Raw genomic sequence first — 16,876 nt, 5'->3', positions numbered from 1 at the left:
TGAGTCGCTTCTCATTATTATGACAAACTGATTAAACCTAGGGTATTAAGTACTGATATTCGTAAATTTAGCGGTATTAAGAATAGATTTTGGAAGGCTTATTTCGCCATGATAATTTGTAATGATGAAAAAAAACCTACAAATAATTGTAGGTTTTTATTGGGATAAAAATAGAATAATTTAGGCTGATGCAATGAGAATTTGAAGTTTGTCTTTAATTCTAACGAGCTTTTCTCGCTGAGTATTGTGCTGTTCACAATGCGTCAAGATGTACTCTAGGGTGCTTATTACTGTGCGCCACCTTGGTGTTTTAGGTAATGTTTCAACGCGCAAATACTTATCAAGAGTTCGAGTCTGTAATGTACTTCTATCTAGGTAAACTCGCCATAAGCCACTTTCTTCGGCTAAAGTGTATTTAGTTTGTCCTGTTGATTCTTCCCAATAAAGTAGCCCTGAAGTCATACCATCGACAATTAATTCACGCATAATGGTGCCTTTATCGTCTTTATTCTCGTTAGCTTTTGTGACTAATTGAGCTATGTCGCCATTGAGGAGAGATAAGGAATCTAATTTCTGTTTATCTCCGTCAAACGCAAAAGCAGAAAGTGCCTCAACAGCGCTTTCTAAATCATGAATGCGCTGCTCACTGGCTTCATGTTTGTGACTTACGATGAGCATTAATGATAAACCAGACTCTGCTGGTAGATGCAAAAGGTCTGCATTAATTTGCTCTATTCCACCATCAATATAAACATCAATATTACCTCTGTGATTTTGCTTACTTTCAATTAAGCTTCGTTTGGCAATCAGTTCATCAATAGAGTAGCGAGTTAGTTGCTCTTCTGTTCTTTGGAATAGCTTAGCTGCTGCGTGATTAACATATTGAATGTTGCCATCTTTTTTAGCGCAAATAATAGCCTCATGAGCATGATTTAATTGCTCTAAAATATGTGTTTGTGTTTCTAGTAAGCTGGCTTCTACTTTTTCTCTATGACGTATTTCTTGTAGTAATCGGCTGTTTTCATTAATAAAGCCTTCAGTTTGACTTGCTTGAATATGTGCTTTAATTCTGGCAGCTAATTCTTGTTTATTAAAGGGTTTGCTTAAATAGTCGTTAGCACCAGATTCAAACCCTCTTACACGATCTTGAGTTTGATTTAATGCAGTGAGCATGATGATTGGTAGTTGTGAATGATTGTATTCTTGTCTTAGGGATTGACACACCTCATAACCACTCATACCTGGCATCATTACATCTAGTAATAATAATTCTGGCTTTTCTTCTTTTAGTACCTGCAAGGTTTCAGGCCCGTCATTTGCTGTTTTAACGCGATAGCCCTCAAGCTTTAAAAAGCTACTTAATACTTGAAGGTTTACTGGTTCATCATCGGCAACTAAAAGTAAGGGACCATCAGGATTCTCAGGGATCTCTTCTGCTAATTCATCCAGATTGTATTCTAACTTCTCAGGTGTTTGATAATGAGCTATGTCTTCTTTAGTAAGCAATTTATGATGTTGTATTTGCTCTTTTGTTGCTAAAGGAATAGTAAAGCTAAAAGTAGCCCCAACCATTGGTTGACTGCTTACATAGAGAGAGCCGCCCATGAGTTCAATGAGTTGGCGGCTAATTGATAAACCGAGTCCAGAGCCTTGGCGGTAGCGATTTGAGTCATGTCCTGCTTGAATCAATGGCTCAAAAATATGCTCTAATTCATCGGCAGGGATACCATGCCCAGTATCGACAACTTGCACTCTTAAACATTGGTCAACGACGCTAGCTGAAATTACAATTTTACCTTCTGAGGTATACTTAATGGCATTGCCAATTAAATTGTAGAGAACTTGCTCAAGACGCTGTTCATCGGCATATACAGAAGGTAATGATTTATCTACTTGGTTAATGATACGAATAGTTTTATTGCCAAGTAAGTGTTGTGATAATTCGAGGACTAGACTTGTTGCTGCAGATAGATCTGCTACATGGCGGTTAATATCCAGATTACCATGACGCATTTTATGGTAGTCCAACAGATCGTTAACTAAATTAGTTAGCCTTTGACCGCTGTTAATGATTATTTCTAATTGGTGTCGGTGTGAAGCTGATATTGGCCCATTTGCCCCAGTATAAAGAGCTTCAGCAATACCAACCATGCCATGTAACGGCGTTCTTAATTCGTGAGATGTAGTTGCGAGAAACTCATCCTTTAACTTATCGGTTGCTTCCAGTTCCTTATTCTTATTTTGAATAAGCGCGAGATTCGCCTCTAACTCTTCGTTCTGTGTCTTGATTAGTTGAATCTTCTCTCGAATTGAACGTTGCATTCGAGCAAAACTGACCGCAAGACGACCAATCTCATCTTTTCTATCGGTGCTGATCATATCTTGGTCTAGATCGCCTGCTGAGACACGCTCAGCTGCCCAAGTAAGGCGTAAAAGAGGTGCGGTAATCGAATTAGATAGGAAATGAGAAGCTATAACAACACTGACAATAGCGATAATCATAGCAACAATAAAAATCTGTTCTAATTGCTGAATACGTGCAAATGCTTCTTTTTCAGGTAGTTCAATAGATAACCCCCAAGTATGGTTATCAATAGTAATAGGAGTAAATGCAGCCAATACTTTTTGATCTTTTTTATCAGTAAAACTACCTACACTCTTATCTCCAGAAAGTGCTGCGATTATATTTTTAGATAAATTTTTCTTTGTATCATTATTGTTAATACGTGAGTAAGAGTCCTCACCAACAAAATAAGTTTTAGTCGAGTTGTTTTCTTTGTAATCTAATAGTTTAGATAAACCAGTATTTGGTAGCTTAAAAAGAGCAAAACTATGCAAGTAGCCTTGTTGTACGATAGGTGCAGCGAACCAAGAGATATTCTCATTATTGATATAAGCAAAGTCAGAGAAAATAACAGGAATATTTTCCTTATTTTTCGTCTTTTTCATCATATCTCGTACTTGGCTATAGGTTTTTTCTAGTGCAGTATTTTTATACTTACCTGTGAGTAAATTGGTGCCGTAGTTATCTTCTTTTTTTGTGGAATAAACAACATTACCGTCAATATCAACAAGAAGAATATCAGTAAAGTCAGAACGTTTTAGTAGTTCTTGGTAGGCCCAATGATAACGTTTATGCAAAAGACGATAGCGCTCACTACCAATATAAGAATTAGACTCTGGTAAAATACTGGTGCGGATCTTATTACCAGATCCTTCTATATATCGTTGCTGCGCGTTCTCTCTGGCGTTTTCTATAGAGCTACCTAAATGAGGAAAAGCACTGACGAGACCATAGAATCGACCGCCACTCGCATTGGCAAGCTCAGAGCGTGCAAAACCTAATACTTCAGACTTTTTTGCTTTGAAGTAGTCCGTTATTTGTTGTTCTTTATTGTCCCTTAGCGAAACTAGGTGGGCAGTACTTTGAGTTGCCAAATCTTGACTATGAGAGTGAAGAAAGAAAATAGCAATAATTGACAATGGCGTAATACTTAACGCAAGAAAGGCAATCATTAACGTATTTTGAAGACGTTTAAAGTGTTGTTTTTTTTCCATATTTTAGCCTGGTTTACACTGTGGTCCATTCAGCGGAATTGACACAATTAACGTGTCAGTAGTTATTGTTATGACGAATATTAACGAGAAGTTCTGCTGCTCTTATACGTAAATTACGTTAAAAATCAAGCAGCAGAAGAGTAAAGTGCGGCGGGGTGCTAGATTATTTTTGTGCAGCGTAAATTTTAAATTTGTTATTTTTTGATAGGGTTAAGCATTCCCCAAAGGCTTTTTCAATAATAGGTGGGTATTGTAAGAAACTATTCGCAACTAAAATCAATTGGCCTTCATGAGTTAGGTTTTGTGGTGCTTTTTCTAGTAGCTCTTCTGTTGAAGAGTAGTGTGTCTTTAAACCAGCATGAAAGGGAGGATTACTGACAATAAATTGGTAATTCTCTTTAGTATCAGAATACACATCACTCGCAAATACTTCACCATCAAGGTTATTTGCTTTTAGTGTTTCAATTGATGAGGCAATAGCAAGGGCACTGATATCTACCATATCTAAATGAATTTTAGGGTTTAATGTTTTCATTACAGAGCCTAAAACGCCAGCGCCACAACCAAAATCAAGTACATGACCGCGTAAAGTAGGTAGCGTTTGTAATAAAAGCTCAGAGCCTTTATCAAATTCACCATGGCTAAATACGCCTGGTAAGCTTCTTACTTCAATTGTGTGCTCTTCAAATTGAACTTGATACTCTTTAAACCACGATTGTAGGTTAAAAGCTGGTACTGATTCTGTACATTGACCCCAATAAAAGCTGCAGCGACGAGCAGAATCAAATTTATTTATTGGCCCAAAATCAGCAAACATTTTTTCAATGCTTTTTACGCCACTTCTATTTTCACCAACGACAACAACTTCCGTCTCTTTACCTAACTTTGCTAATAGCATCATTAGGAGGTATTCAGCCTCTGCTTTTGCTTTTGGCCAATAAAGCAAGATCAAGTCTGCATTAGTGTCTTCGGTTAACTCTGCTCCAAAATAGCAGTTGATGTCTGTGTGGTTTTCAAACGTCTTATAATAACCATAGTTTGTAGTAAAAATAGAGGTTGAAGCACAGTGTTTAACTAGCTCAAGTGGGAAGTCATCAATAAGTTCACCAGCAATGAGGACGTGTTTACCTTCAAAATAGGCAAGTTGGCGTTGAGTTATTTGACTTGGAGCAGAGTAAGACATAGTGGCCTCGAAAGAATACAAAAACTGACGAGATTGTCGCACAAAGCTAAGGGAAGCAAAAGAAAAGTAAGAGGCTGTTTATCAGAGTAAATAAATACAGCCTCTATTTATACCAATCTACATAAGTATTTGATTATTCTTGCTTGTTAAAATCGATTATATCAGCGTTATAAATTTTGTAATTAGATCCACTAGTTACTGTAATTTATGCCTTGCTCTAATCGATTTTTCCTAAGCAATTATCTGAACAACTACTTATCCAGAATGGTATTAATGGTTCTTAAGGTGTTAACTTTTATCTTGTTGGTCTAAAAATTCTTTAAATTCAGTCTCATACATATTAAATAACACCAATGTTAGAGCGAAAATAATAGGACCATAAATTAAGCCAATTAAACCATATAAATGGATTCCGCCTAATAAAGAAAAGAAAATAAGCAATGTATTCATTCCTGAATTACCTTGCATTAATAATGGTCGTACAATGTTGTCAATCGAACCTACCACTGCAACCCCCCAAACCGTTAAGAATAATGCCCATTCCCATTGATTCGTTAGTAGTAAATAAATCGCTGCTGGAACCCAAATCAGTGCGGTGCCGACCACTGGAATAAATGAAGCAAAGCCCATCATTGTTCCCCAGAATAACCCCGGAAATCCAGCTAACCACATAGCAAAGCCGCCAGCTAAACCTTGAACGATGGCTGTCAAGAACGAACCTAGTACGGCTGATTTTGAGACTTCTTCAATCTCATCAAGTAAACGATCTTCTTGGCTTCTTGAAAGGGGAAGTACGTGTCGAAATGCTGAGATAATCTTATCTTGATCGCGTAATAAGAAGAAAAGAACAAAGAGCATTAAAAAGAAGTTCATTAATACATTGGTGACATCCCCAAGGATCTGGGCGCTAACACCAACGACTCTGGTACCAACCTGAGAGGCTAATTGAGCTATTTTTTGGGTTATTTCAGCAGGATCAATAGCATCAAAAGGTAAGTGCTTATTAAAAAAGGCTAATATTTGAGAAACTATAGGGTGCTCAAATAATGCTTGAACACCACCTTCGGTAACCCAATGATAAGCGTCTTTAGAAAAAGTAGCACCTTGCTGTACGATAGCAACAAAAACAAAAAACAAAGGAATAGCAATAATAAAAGTGAGTGCCATACAGGATAAGATAGCGGCACTGTTTGGACTGTTTGGCAGTTTTTCACTGATTTTATTATGCAATGGCGCAAACAAAAGAGACATAATAAAAGCAAGAATGATTGGGTTTAGGTATGGTTGTATTAATAAAAAACATGCATAACTGGCAGCAAGTAAAGCTGCGATTAAAACCCAATGACTGGAATTTAGTTTATTGAAATGAGACACATTCTTCCCTTATGATGCGGTAAGTTATTTATAAATAATGGTAGTAAGTTAAGTTATATAGGTACTTGGTTAGCTTAGCAAGAATAATGGGGAGTAATAATGGGCTGTTGTGATAAAGAGACGTGTAGCAGTAATAAAAAAAGAAAACTTCCAATAATCCCTCTTATTATTGTTGGATTAATGGTATTGGTTATTTATTTCTGGCAATAAAAATGGCTTCTCAATAAGCAGAGAAACCATTTTTTATTTACGCTGGTGATTTATTTAGTGCTTGAAGCCATTTCAGCAAAACTGCGATCTGCGGCTTCTAATGTCGCTTCGATTTCTTTTGGTCCATGAGCTAAAGAAGTAAAGCCAGCTTCAAATGCTGAAGGTGCAAGATAAACACCATGCGATAGCATTAGGTTAAAGAAACGTTTGAAGCTTTCAATATCACATTTAGTGACGTCTTCATAAGTAGTAATAGTTTCTTGATCAGTAAAGAAGAAACCAAACATACCGCCAACGTAATTAACTACCATTGGGATACCGTGCTTATTTGCTAGCTCTTTTAAGCCTAGCGCTAATTGCTTTGTTGTTGTAGCAAGGCGTTTTTCATTGCCTTCTTCTGTTAGTACTTTTAAGCAAGCAAAACCAGCCGCCATTGCTACAGGGTTACCTGAAAGCGTACCTGCTTGGTAAACAGGACCCGTAGGGGCAATGTATTGCATCACCTCTTTACGGCCACCAAATGCACCAACAGGCATACCGCCACCAATAACTTTACCTAGCGTTGTTAGGTCTGGTTTGATGTTGTAGTAACCTTGAGCACAGTTTTCAGCTACGCGGAAGCCTGTCATTACCTCATCAAAGATTAATAGCGCGCCTTCTTCATCACAAATTTGACGAAGACCTTCATGGAAGCCTTCCACAGGAGGGATGCAGTTCATATTACCTGCGACAGGCTCTACGATAATACAAGCGATCTCACCCTTGTTTGCCGCAAATAACTCACGAACCGAGTCCAAATTATTAAATGTTGCAGTTAGCGTGTATTTAGCAAAATCAGCAGGTACGCCAGGAGAGCTTGGTTGACCAAGTGTTAACGCACCAGAACCGGCTTTAACAAGTAGACTATCGGCATGTCCATGGTAACAACCTTCAAATTTCATAATTTTATCGCGGCCAGTGTAACCACGAGCAAGACGAATGGCGCTCATTGTTGCTTCTGTCCCAGAGCTAACCATGCGAACTTGTTCCATTGATGGAACTAATTCAGAAACGAGTTCAGCCATGTTAATCTCAGTTTCTGTTGGAGCACCAAAACTTAAACCACGTTGTGCTGCAGAAATTACAGCTTCACGAATAGCTGCATGGTTGTGACCAAGGATCATTGGACCCCAAGAGCCAACATAGTCAATATAAGCTTTGCCATCGGCATCAAAAATTAATGGGCCATCGGCACGCTCAATAAAGATTGGTGAGCCACCAACGCCAGCAAAAGCACGAACAGGTGAATTTACGCCACCAGGAATTTTATCTTGAGCTTTTGCGAATAGTTCTGCTGATTTGGTCATTACTTATATCCTCATAGTAATCAATTGGACCAGTTGCGCGCTATTGTACCTAAAAATGCTTGAGTTGATCGTATTAATCCCCATCTAATAGTAAAATAGTGACAGGAAATGCGATCCCGATATGAAGTGGCAAAGCATTAGATATAATTGAATACTTGAATGAAACAGTCAGGTATTAGATAATCAGCAATAAAATAGAATTGGAAACCAATCCTGAGAGGTTTAAATGAGTGATGTATCTGTGCCGTTAACGTTTTCTGATGTTGCCGCAGCAAAAGTAAAAACGCTAATTGCAGAAGAAGAAAACCCAAATCTAAAACTACGTGTATACATTACTGGTGGTGGTTGTAGTGGTTTCCAATACGGATTTACGTTTGATGAAGAAGTGAACGAAGGTGATATGACCTTAGTTAATGATGGCGTAACCTTGGTTGTTGACCCAATGAGTTTACAATACTTGATTGGTGGTGTTGTTGATTACACCGAAGGGCTTGAAGGTTCTCGTTTCTTCATTGATAACCCGAACGCAACAACAACCTGTGGTTGCGGTGCTTCGTTCAGTGTATAAAAACTGATAAAGAAGGTAAGTTAGAGGATTCTCGCTTACCTTTTTTTATAAATTTAAGTTATAAAGGTTACTTAATTCCTACAGTAAATCAGGATGTATTACTGTTTACCTACCTCTAAAGCACTAAGGATTGTTGCTATGGGTAAATACGCATCTTGTTTTTTTTCATATGTTCTCCATCGTCCTTGGATAATTTCTTTCTGTTTATTTTTAAGCTTATTTCTATGGATAATAAGCGGCCCTTCTCATGCAGATAATGCAGAGATAAAAGAAGATAATCAGTCTTTGAGCGTTCCTCTTGCACATGTCATTGTTGAACGATTTCAGTCTATCCCCACCCATAAAACCATTTCTTTATATGGCAGAACTGCGCCTGATCGTAAAACAATATTAGGCGCACAAGTTGGTGCTCAAATTGAGGATATCTTAGTTAGAAAGGGCGTTAGAGTAAAAAAAGATCAACCAATTGCTCATTTAGATATGGCAGATCTTGACTTACGTTTAAGCCAAGCCAAAGCCATATATTCGGTACGAATGAAAGAGTTTAAAGCAGCAAAAGAACTTCGTCGAAAAGGATTGCAAGGCGAAGTCGCTTTTAGTCAAGCTGAAGCGTCTTTAGCTGAAGCAAGAGCGAGTGTAAGAAATGCTGAGCTTATATTAAAGAATACAACGATTACCGCCCCATTTGATGGCATTGTAGAACACCTTTTTGTTGAGGTAGGTGACTTTGTGAGTCGTGGTGATCCTGTTGCAAAAATTGTGGTATTAGACCCTTTAGTTATCGAAGTTAATGTGAGTGAAAGGCATATTGGGCAGATTGATAAAGGACAGAAAGCAGAAGTTTTTTTTATTAACGGTTTATCAATTGAAGGATATGTTCGTTATATCTCTAGCGTATCCTCATCGTCGACAAATACGTTTTCTGTTGAAGTTGAAATACCAAATACAGGTACAGAAATTTCTGCAGGTATGAGCTCTGAAGTAGAAATAAACCTCGATCTTCAACCTGCGCTAAAAGTGTCACCGGCTATGTTGGCATTAAATGAAGCTGGAGATTTAGGGGTCAAAACGGTTATTCAAAGTGAAGGGCACGCAGACAGTGATCAACAAGTAAAATTTGTGCCGATCCAATTAGTAAAAGCAGAAGATGATGGGATTTGGTTAACGGGACTTGGTGATGAAGTCGATATTATTACCGTTGGTCAAGGGTTTGTCCGTGATGGTGACTTTATTCACGCAAAACGTAAATAGGGACATTGTATGTTAGCCATTATTAATGCGGCTCTGAGTCGCTCACGTACTATGCTACTGCTATTGGTACTATTACTTGTAGCAGGTGTATCGACTTATATTATTATCCCAAAAGAGTCGAATCCGGACATTACGATCCCAATCATTTATGTCTCAATGAGCCATCAAGGTATTTCTCCTGAAGATTCTGAGCGCTTATTGGTTCGCCCGATGGAGCAAGAGTTACGCTCTATTGAAGGGATCAAAGAAATGACAGCGGTCGCGGGGGAAGGCCATGGCTCAGTAACATTAGAGTTTAATGTTGGAACGGATTTGGATAAAGCCCTTACCGATGTAAGAGATGCGGTTGATCTGGTAAAACCGGACTTACCAGAAGAGAGTGATGAGCCAACCGTACATGAAGTTACTCTAGCAGCAGAGCAAGCCGTATTATCCGTAGTGCTATATGGAACGGTACCTGAGCGAACCGCAGTACAAATTGCACGAAAATTACAAGACAAGCTCGAAAGTTATAAGCAAATATTAGAAGTTGATATTGCTGGAGATCGAGAAGATGTTGTCGAAATCATAGTAGACCCTCTTTTATTAGAAAGTTATGGTCTAGATCAAGCCGCTATTTATAATTTGATAGCGTTGAACAACCGAGTGGTTGCAGCTGGGTTTGTTGATACCGGTTATGGACGATTTTCAGTTAAAGTCCCTTCTGTTTTTGATTCATTAAAAGATGTCCTTGAATTACCAATTAAAGTTGATGGTAAGAAAGTGGTGACTTTTGGAGATATTGCAACGGTTCGAAAAGCGTTTAGAGACCCTAATAGTTACGCTCGACTAAATGGTGAAAAGGCCATTGTCCTCGATATCAAAAAACGCTCTGGCGAAAACATAATTGAAACAGTTGAGATAGTAAAAGCAGTTTTAGCCGGTGCTCAAGCGCTTGACTCATGGCCAAACAATTTATTGGTAAAATACACGTGGGATGAGTCAAAAGACGTTAAGATCATGCTTAACGATCTGCAAAATAATATTTTATCAGCCATTTTATTAGTAGTGATTGTCATTATTGCTATTCTAGGAGCAAGAACGGCCCTTCTGGTTGGGATCTCAATTCCTGGTTCGTTCCTAACTGGCCTATTAATGTTAGCGCTATCTGGGTTAACCATTAATATTGTCGTGCTATTTTCGCTTATTATGGCGGTAGGAATGCTTGTTGATGGCGCAATTGTGGTTACTGAATATGCCGATCGACGAATGCAGGAAGGTGCGAACCGTCTTGATGCCTATCGAGAAGCTGCACAACGAATGGCGTGGCCGATCACCGCATCTACCGCAACCACCTTAGCTGCTTTTGCTCCTTTGTTATTTTGGCCTGATATTACAGGCGAATTTATGAAGTACTTGCCTCTCACCTTAATTGCTACACTGAGTGCATCTCTTGTTATGGCACTTTTATTTGTCCCGGTTTTGGGGAGTTTATTGGGTAAACCTCAACAAGTCTTACCAAAGAAGAGGGAAAAACTGTATGCGTTAAGTCAGGGGGATTTTAGTCAAGCTGAAGGGATAACAAAACTCTATTTTCATACATTATCAATGGCACTTAAGCACCCATTTAAAATTCTGTTGTTAGCAATAATATTAGCAATAGGGATTGGGTTTACTTATGCGAAAGCTGGTTTGGGTGTTGTCTTTTTCCCTGATGTTGATCCTCCATTCTTAACGGTCAAAGTGCGCTCTCATGGTGATCTTTCTATTAATGAGAAAGATAAATTAATGGTTGAAGTGCAAGACCAAATATTGGGAATGAAAGAATTAGACAGTATTTATACGCGAACTGGTGGCGATGATGAAATTGGACAAATTCAAATAACCCCAGTGGATTGGCAATATCGCAGACCAGTGAAAGAGATCATCAATGATTTAAGGACTCAAACAAAGGACATTGCAGGTATTGAATTGGAATTTAGTACACCGAATGCTGGCCCTCCGAGTGAGCATGATTTAGTTATCGAACTCAGTGCAAGAAGCGGTGAGTTACTTAATCAATCAGTAATGCGAGTAAGAGAGTGGATTGATGCGAATCCAGCCTTTACGAATGTAAGTGATACTTCAAATAAACAAGGTATTGATTGGAAAATTGATATTCGTCGAGATGATGCCGCACGCTTTGGTGCGGATGCAACACTGGTTGGTAATACAGTGCAATTTGTGACTAATGGACTCAAAATAGGGGATTACCTACCAGATGATAATGATGAACAAGTTGATATTCTTGTTCGTTTTCCTGAAGAACATCGAGACATCGGACGTTTTGATGAGTTAAGGGTAAAAACCGTTAATGGATTAGTTCCTATCACTAATTTTGCACGAATTATCCCTACTCACAAACAAGATACGATTCATCGAATTGACGGGCATCGAGTGTTAACGGTAAAAGCCGATATGAGTGATGGTTATAATTTGAGTATTGAATTACCAAAAATTAAATCAGCCTTAAGCTCTTTAAATTTACCTGATGGGGTTGAGTTTAAACTCAGAGGTCAAAACGAAGAGCAGAATAATTCAGCCGCATTTCTTCAAAATGCTTTTGTTGTTGCTTTAGCGGTGATGGCGATCATTTTGGTCACTCAATTTAATAGTTTTTATCAGGCTTTCCTTATTTTAAGTGCTGTTTTATTTTCAACGGTTGGTGTCTTTGCTGGTTTGCTTATCTTCCAACGTCCTTTTGGCATCATTATGTCAGGGATAGGAGTCATTTCTTTGGCTGGGATTGTTGTTAATAATAATATTGTACTTATTGATACCTACAATACATTGCGTAAAGAAGGGCTTGAGAAAGTTGATGCAATATTACAAACAGGGGTTCAGCGTTTACGACCAGTGTTATTAACCACAATAACGACGATTTTAGGTTTAATGCCAATGGTATTGGAAATGAATATCGATCTGGTAAGTCAAAAAGTAGAGTTTGGTGCTCCTAGTACCCAGTGGTGGTCACAATTAGCAACCGCTGTAGCTGGGGGATTAGCCTTTGCTACTGTATTAACTCTCGTATTAACACCTTGTTTATTGATGCTAGGTAGAGATAAAAAACACTCAAGTTAAGGATAAAAATAATGCCCTATGTTGTCACTGATTAATGACATGATAGGGCATTATCTTATTTTCATTTATTCGTGGGTTAATACAGGGTGATTACCTACAATAAACTGACTGTATTGTTCGAGTTGTTTTAAACGCTCTTTTGCTACCACTTCAAACTCTTTTTTATCATTGCCTGTTAACGATTTTGATTGAGGTAACGAAACGGTTCTTGCGTCTTTATGAACTCCGTTTACTAAGAATTCATAATGTAAGTGAGGCCCCGTAACTCGTCCTGTACCGCCTAGGGTACCAACCGTATCCCCTTGTTTTACTCGTTGCCCCGTTTTTACATAACGTTTAGTCATATGTAAATACTTAGTAATGTAAGTATTACTATGGCGAATGAATACGTAGTTACCATTAAATTGGTTATAACCTGCTTTATCAACCACGCCATCACCTGCTGCCCAAATAGGGGTGCCAACAGGTGCGACATAATCAGTGCCTCTATGTGCTTTTCGCTGTCCAGTTACAGGGTGCAAGCGACGAGGGTTAAAGTTAGAGCTCACATAACGGAAGTTAATTGGGGAGCGTAAAAAAGCCTTTTTCATTGCTCGGCCATTTGGCTCATAGAAATTACCATTTTTATCATTACGAATAGCGGTAAAGGTATCTCCGCGATTGGTAAAAGAAGCCGCAATAATATTTCCTTTACCTGCGTATTCACCTTCTGCATAACGCTCTTCATAAAGAACGCTAAAACTGTCGCCTTCACGAATATCTAAAGCAAAATCAATGTCCCAACCAAAAATGCCAGCTAATTCCATTATTTGGTTTGCATTTAAACCTGCGCTAATTGAAGCATTCCAAAAATTAGAGGTAATTGTCGCTTTGGTATAATTAAGTTGGGTTTCGATCTCTTTTTTTTCAAATAAACCAATATACTGATCACCTACTTTACTGATCCTATAGGTTTCAAATTTACTAATAGGGCGAATAAGTTGGATAATTTCTTGGTTTTTATTGAAGCCAAACTTTAATTTATTACCAGGACGGAGACGGGTTAATTGTTGTTCAATTTCTTTATCACTGCTGGTTAGGTTATAAAGTTGGCGAGCGGTTAGTCCTGCTCGACTGAATAATACAGAAGCACTTTCACCTGACTTAACCGTATAATTCTCCCAAGATAGTTGCTTATTTGGGGAGGCTTGTTCATGCGAAATAAGTGATTCTTGACGAATTTCAATGGGGTATGTTTGTCCGACCGCTAATTTATAAAAGCCTGAGTCAGGGGCGACCGAGTCTGGAATTGTCGCTACAGCAACAATTATCCCAGCGCTACAAATACCAATAAGAATACGATGGATAACAGGAATGCGAGTTAATTTAGATAATATCATTCGACTAATTAGGTAAAGAATTCATAGAAATAACAACATAGAAGTTTAGCTTGTTTTTGAGTTAACTGCTATGTGACGAAGTTATCGTTTTGTCACCTTTTAATAAAAAAAAGTTCCATTAATTAAAAATAAACAAAAAAGCCAACTCAATAATGTGAACAGAGTTGGCTTAATGCTTTATTTATTGAGAGCAAAAGTCGGTAAAGATAGATGCCAGCGAATAGCGGCTAATCGAATGACTAATGTTGTCGCTACGCCAAAAAGCATGGCTGTCGAACTTTGAATATTAAACTCAAGAGCTGATGTGTGGACTATTCCTCCGATAATACAAGCGGTGGCATACACTTCGCTTCTTAATACCATTGGGACTTCACGAGCAAGAACATCACGAATAATACCTCCTCCGCAACCAGTTATTACCCCCATAATCACGGCAACCATTGGATCTGCGTTATAGCTTAGGGCCTTTTCAACACCAATTCCGACAAATACAGCTAATCCAATGGCATCGGATACAGGAAGAATATACCAAGGAAGACGTTTTGGTTTTCTGATGATTAACATGGTTAAAATGCAAGTAACAAAAATGACTAATAAATAGTTAGTATCAGTAATCCAGAAAACAGGGGTGGCGCCAAGTGCCATATCTCGAATTGTTCCTCCTCCAATAGCGGTAACGCTAGCGAGAACTGTGACACCAAAGGGGTCCATTTTTAATCGTCCCGCTAATAAAACGCCTGAAATAGCAAAGATGGCGGTACCAAACATATCAATTATATAGATTAACATCTTGTCCTCTATGACTTACTGCATGATGTCGTTGAAATAAAAGTTATAACCCATGTTTGATTATAACCATTAGAGTGCTTTGAAGAATTAACCAAATAGCGATTCTCCAGCTTAAGAAACGATGTATTTGCGCTAAATGAAGAGCTGATGGCGCAATTTTTCCTCCCAGCTTTGGGCGGCTAATTTTCTTGCCCTGATAAATAACAGGACCACCAAGAGAAAGCTCAAATTTTTTACCAATAATGATAAGTAGCCACGCATTATTTGTATTTACCCAGCTCTTACGTTGCTGATTTAAGGTGTGGAGTGTGCTTTGAAGGTGCTTACCAATAAGACATAACAGGCTAAATAGTTTTAAAGGAATAAAATCAAGAAAAGTTTGTATGGTTAGGGCGGGAATACCAAATGGTCGGAATGAATCTCTTGATGGAGACCAAGCTCTTGCTAACTCTAAAGATAAGCGATAGATAAATGCGCCAACCCCTCCAGCAATACCGTACCAAAATAAAACACCAATGACGGTTCTTGCGTAGCCTAAAATTATCGTTTCTGCACTTGCTTTGCCTAAACCTAGCAGAGATAAAGGCTCAACATCTCGATTAACCCAAGGTTGTAGAGCTGTCTTTGCTTCTTCTTTATTATTTTGATTAATTGATTGAATTGTATCTTTACAGAGTTTTTCAACGCCTCGCCATTCTAATGAAATAAGAAGTAGTCCCAAATTAAATAGAGGAAGGTTCCAAACTATGGGTTGAGCTGCGATACAGACAATAAAAGCAGGGATGATCATTAAGGCCCAAGCGAGAGAGCCAGAAAGAAAACGTTGTTGATAAGAGCGAGTATTATTTACTTTGTTCGCTAATAACTCTGCGAATTTTCGCCAAATAGTCATGGGGTGGGCATGAACTGGGATTGGTAAAAGTAAATGAAATAATAACGCCCCCCATAAAACCAGTAGAGAATAATCAGCAATGAGTAAAGAGAATTTTTCAAGCATATATGTTTACTATATAGAAGAGAGAAAATTGAGCTAACGTTTGGCTAGCTCAATTTAGGATGCTATTTATTTAATAGAGCAACCATTTTGGTCACCATCTCAGATGAGCTTTGTGCAGCAAGAGGTAAAAACTCTTCAAAACTCATTGGAGACTCTTTATCTGCAACATCTGAAATTGCACGAACAACAACAAACGGAACTTCAAATTGATGACATGCTTGAGCTATCGCTGAAGCTTCCATTTCAACAGCGATAACTGATGGGAAGTGAGTTCGGATAAACATCTGGCGTTCAGGTGTGCATACAAAAGCGTCACCAGTGCAGATTAAGCCACGAACAGCGTGTTTATTTTCCATTTGTGTCAATGCTTGCTCTGCTACAGACATTAAGTTCTCGTCAGCTTTAAAAGCGGCTGGCTGTTGTGCCATTTGGCCCATTTCGTAGCCAAAAGCTGTTACGTCTGCATCATGGTGGCGTACTTCTGTTGAAATTACGACATCGCCAAGGTTTAGTGATGAATCAAACCCACCCGCCGAACCCGTGTTTAGTACCAGATCTACATTATGATCTGAAATAAGTAATGTTGTCCCTACTGCTGCTGCAACTTTACCAATACCAGATTGCAGCAATACAATGTCTGCTCCAGCTAAGGTACCAGTATGGAAAGTACATCCTGCTTTTGTCGTGGTTGTTAAACCTTCAATTTGTTCTTTTAGAATGGCAACTTCTTGTTCCATTGCACCGATAATGCCGATTTTCATGTGTATATCTCAAGTAAGGTTTGAATAGATGATAATTGTAACATAGCTATTTAAGCGTGAGGAGATAAGACTCATAGAGGAAATAATCAATAAAATAGCCTTTTTAGTATGGTATTTGCTCGACTTGGTTAATTGTTGCTCTAACGGTGTTTTTTTAAATAAAAAGGCTTGCACGAAAATCTGAATTGCCTATACTGCGCATCCACTGACACGGAGCGAGTGATTCAAATCACAGCATGCCTTGTTAGTTTGCTCTTTAAAAATTTGAAACCTATTAATCTGTGTGGGCACTTGTGAGTTGATAATCACTATTTGCGAAAGCAAACTGTTTGTTTTCATTTTTTAAAATGAAAGTAAATGG

General features: G+C 38.4%; 11 protein-coding genes. 3 read left to right on the top strand and 8 right to left on the bottom strand.

Translation table 11 applies throughout. The features are described 5' to 3' along the window. Positions 1-180: 180 nt before the first annotated feature. From PVK71_RS18340 to hemL, 4 genes are all read right to left on the bottom strand, one after another. Positions 181-3,558, bottom strand: a complete 3,378-nt coding sequence (locus PVK71_RS18340) for a response regulator (protein ID WP_274420541.1) — start codon at positions 3,556-3,558, stop codon at positions 181-183. 163 nt (positions 3,559-3,721) lie between these two features. After that, complete coding sequence (gene rsmC, locus PVK71_RS18335) at positions 3,722-4,741, bottom strand: 16S rRNA (guanine(1207)-N(2))-methyltransferase RsmC (RefSeq protein ID WP_274420540.1); 1,020 nt, start codon at positions 4,739-4,741, stop codon at positions 3,722-3,724. A 288-nt stretch (positions 4,742-5,029) separates the two neighbouring features. Continuing rightward, positions 5,030-6,115 carry an AI-2E family transporter gene (locus PVK71_RS18330; RefSeq protein ID WP_274420539.1) on the bottom strand — a complete coding sequence of 362 codons (1,086 nt, stop codon included), beginning with the start codon at positions 6,113-6,115 and terminating at the stop codon, positions 5,030-5,032. A gap of 260 nt (positions 6,116-6,375) precedes the next feature. After that, complete coding sequence (gene hemL / locus PVK71_RS18325) at positions 6,376-7,671, bottom strand: glutamate-1-semialdehyde 2,1-aminomutase (RefSeq protein ID WP_130048889.1); 1,296 nt, start codon at positions 7,669-7,671, stop codon at positions 6,376-6,378. Between the two features lie 226 nt (positions 7,672-7,897). Here hemL and erpA point away from each other — a divergent pair, with 226 nt between their 5' ends. From erpA to PVK71_RS18310, 3 genes are all read left to right on the top strand, one after another. Further along, positions 7,898-8,239 (top strand): iron-sulfur cluster insertion protein ErpA, encoded by a 342-nt coding sequence (gene erpA / locus PVK71_RS18320; RefSeq protein WP_274420538.1) that lies wholly within the window; start codon positions 7,898-7,900, stop codon positions 8,237-8,239. Positions 8,240-8,377: 138 nt separating this feature from the next. Then, positions 8,378-9,490, top strand: coding sequence for an efflux RND transporter periplasmic adaptor subunit (locus tag PVK71_RS18315; RefSeq protein WP_274420536.1), 1,113 nt, complete (start codon positions 8,378-8,380; stop codon positions 9,488-9,490). A 9-nt stretch (positions 9,491-9,499) separates the two neighbouring features. Then, entirely contained in the window at positions 9,500-12,589 is a 3,090-nt protein-coding gene (locus PVK71_RS18310; RefSeq protein WP_274420534.1) for an efflux RND transporter permease subunit, read from the top strand. A 65-nt stretch (positions 12,590-12,654) separates the two neighbouring features. Here the strand turns inward: PVK71_RS18310 and PVK71_RS18305 are convergent, their stop codons facing one another. The 4 genes from PVK71_RS18305 to mtnN form a co-directional block, all read right to left on the bottom strand. Next, the gene (locus PVK71_RS18305; protein WP_274420556.1) at positions 12,655-13,965 is read right to left on the bottom strand and encodes a peptidoglycan DD-metalloendopeptidase family protein; all 1,311 of its coding nucleotides are present in this window, start codon (positions 13,963-13,965) and stop codon (positions 12,655-12,657) included. A 180-nt stretch (positions 13,966-14,145) separates the two neighbouring features. Continuing rightward, positions 14,146-14,757, bottom strand: coding sequence for a TRIC cation channel family protein (locus PVK71_RS18300; protein ID WP_274420533.1), 612 nt, complete (start codon positions 14,755-14,757; stop codon positions 14,146-14,148). A 43-nt stretch (positions 14,758-14,800) separates the two neighbouring features. Further along, positions 14,801-15,754, bottom strand: a complete 954-nt coding sequence (locus PVK71_RS18295) for a cobalamin biosynthesis family protein (protein ID WP_274420532.1) — start codon at positions 15,752-15,754, stop codon at positions 14,801-14,803. Between the two features lie 62 nt (positions 15,755-15,816). After that, on the bottom strand, positions 15,817-16,515 hold the full coding sequence (gene mtnN / locus PVK71_RS18290; RefSeq protein ID WP_274420531.1) for a 5'-methylthioadenosine/S-adenosylhomocysteine nucleosidase: 699 nt from the start codon (positions 16,513-16,515) through the stop codon (positions 15,817-15,819). Positions 16,516-16,876: the final 361 nt, after the last annotated feature.

This window comes from Aliivibrio sp. S4MY1, assembly GCF_028765545.1.
Lineage (GTDB): Bacteria > Pseudomonadota > Gammaproteobacteria > Enterobacterales > Vibrionaceae > Aliivibrio.
Note: the sequence above shows the minus strand (reverse complement) of the source record. Positions and strands in the feature narration are given on the sequence as shown.

Excerpts from the sequence above, each read along its gene's own strand:
- PVK71_RS18340 (WP_274420541.1), bottom strand. The coding sequence starts at position 3,558 with ATGGAAAAAAAACAACACTTTAAACGTCTTCAAAATACGTTAATGATT.
- rsmC (WP_274420540.1), bottom strand. The coding sequence starts at position 4,741 with ATGTCTTACTCTGCTCCAAGTCAAATAACTCAACGCCAACTTGCCTAT.
- hemL (WP_130048889.1), bottom strand. The coding sequence starts at position 7,671 with ATGACCAAATCAGCAGAACTATTCGCAAAAGCTCAAGATAAAATTCCT.
- erpA (WP_274420538.1), top strand. The coding sequence starts at position 7,898 with ATGAGTGATGTATCTGTGCCGTTAACGTTTTCTGATGTTGCCGCAGCA.
- PVK71_RS18315 (WP_274420536.1), top strand. The coding sequence starts at position 8,378 with ATGGGTAAATACGCATCTTGTTTTTTTTCATATGTTCTCCATCGTCCT.
- PVK71_RS18310 (WP_274420534.1), top strand. The coding sequence starts at position 9,500 with ATGTTAGCCATTATTAATGCGGCTCTGAGTCGCTCACGTACTATGCTA.
- PVK71_RS18300 (WP_274420533.1), bottom strand. The coding sequence starts at position 14,757 with ATGTTAATCTATATAATTGATATGTTTGGTACCGCCATCTTTGCTATT.
- PVK71_RS18295 (WP_274420532.1), bottom strand. The coding sequence starts at position 15,754 with ATGCTTGAAAAATTCTCTTTACTCATTGCTGATTATTCTCTACTGGTT.
- mtnN (WP_274420531.1), bottom strand. The coding sequence starts at position 16,515 with ATGAAAATCGGCATTATCGGTGCAATGGAACAAGAAGTTGCCATTCTA.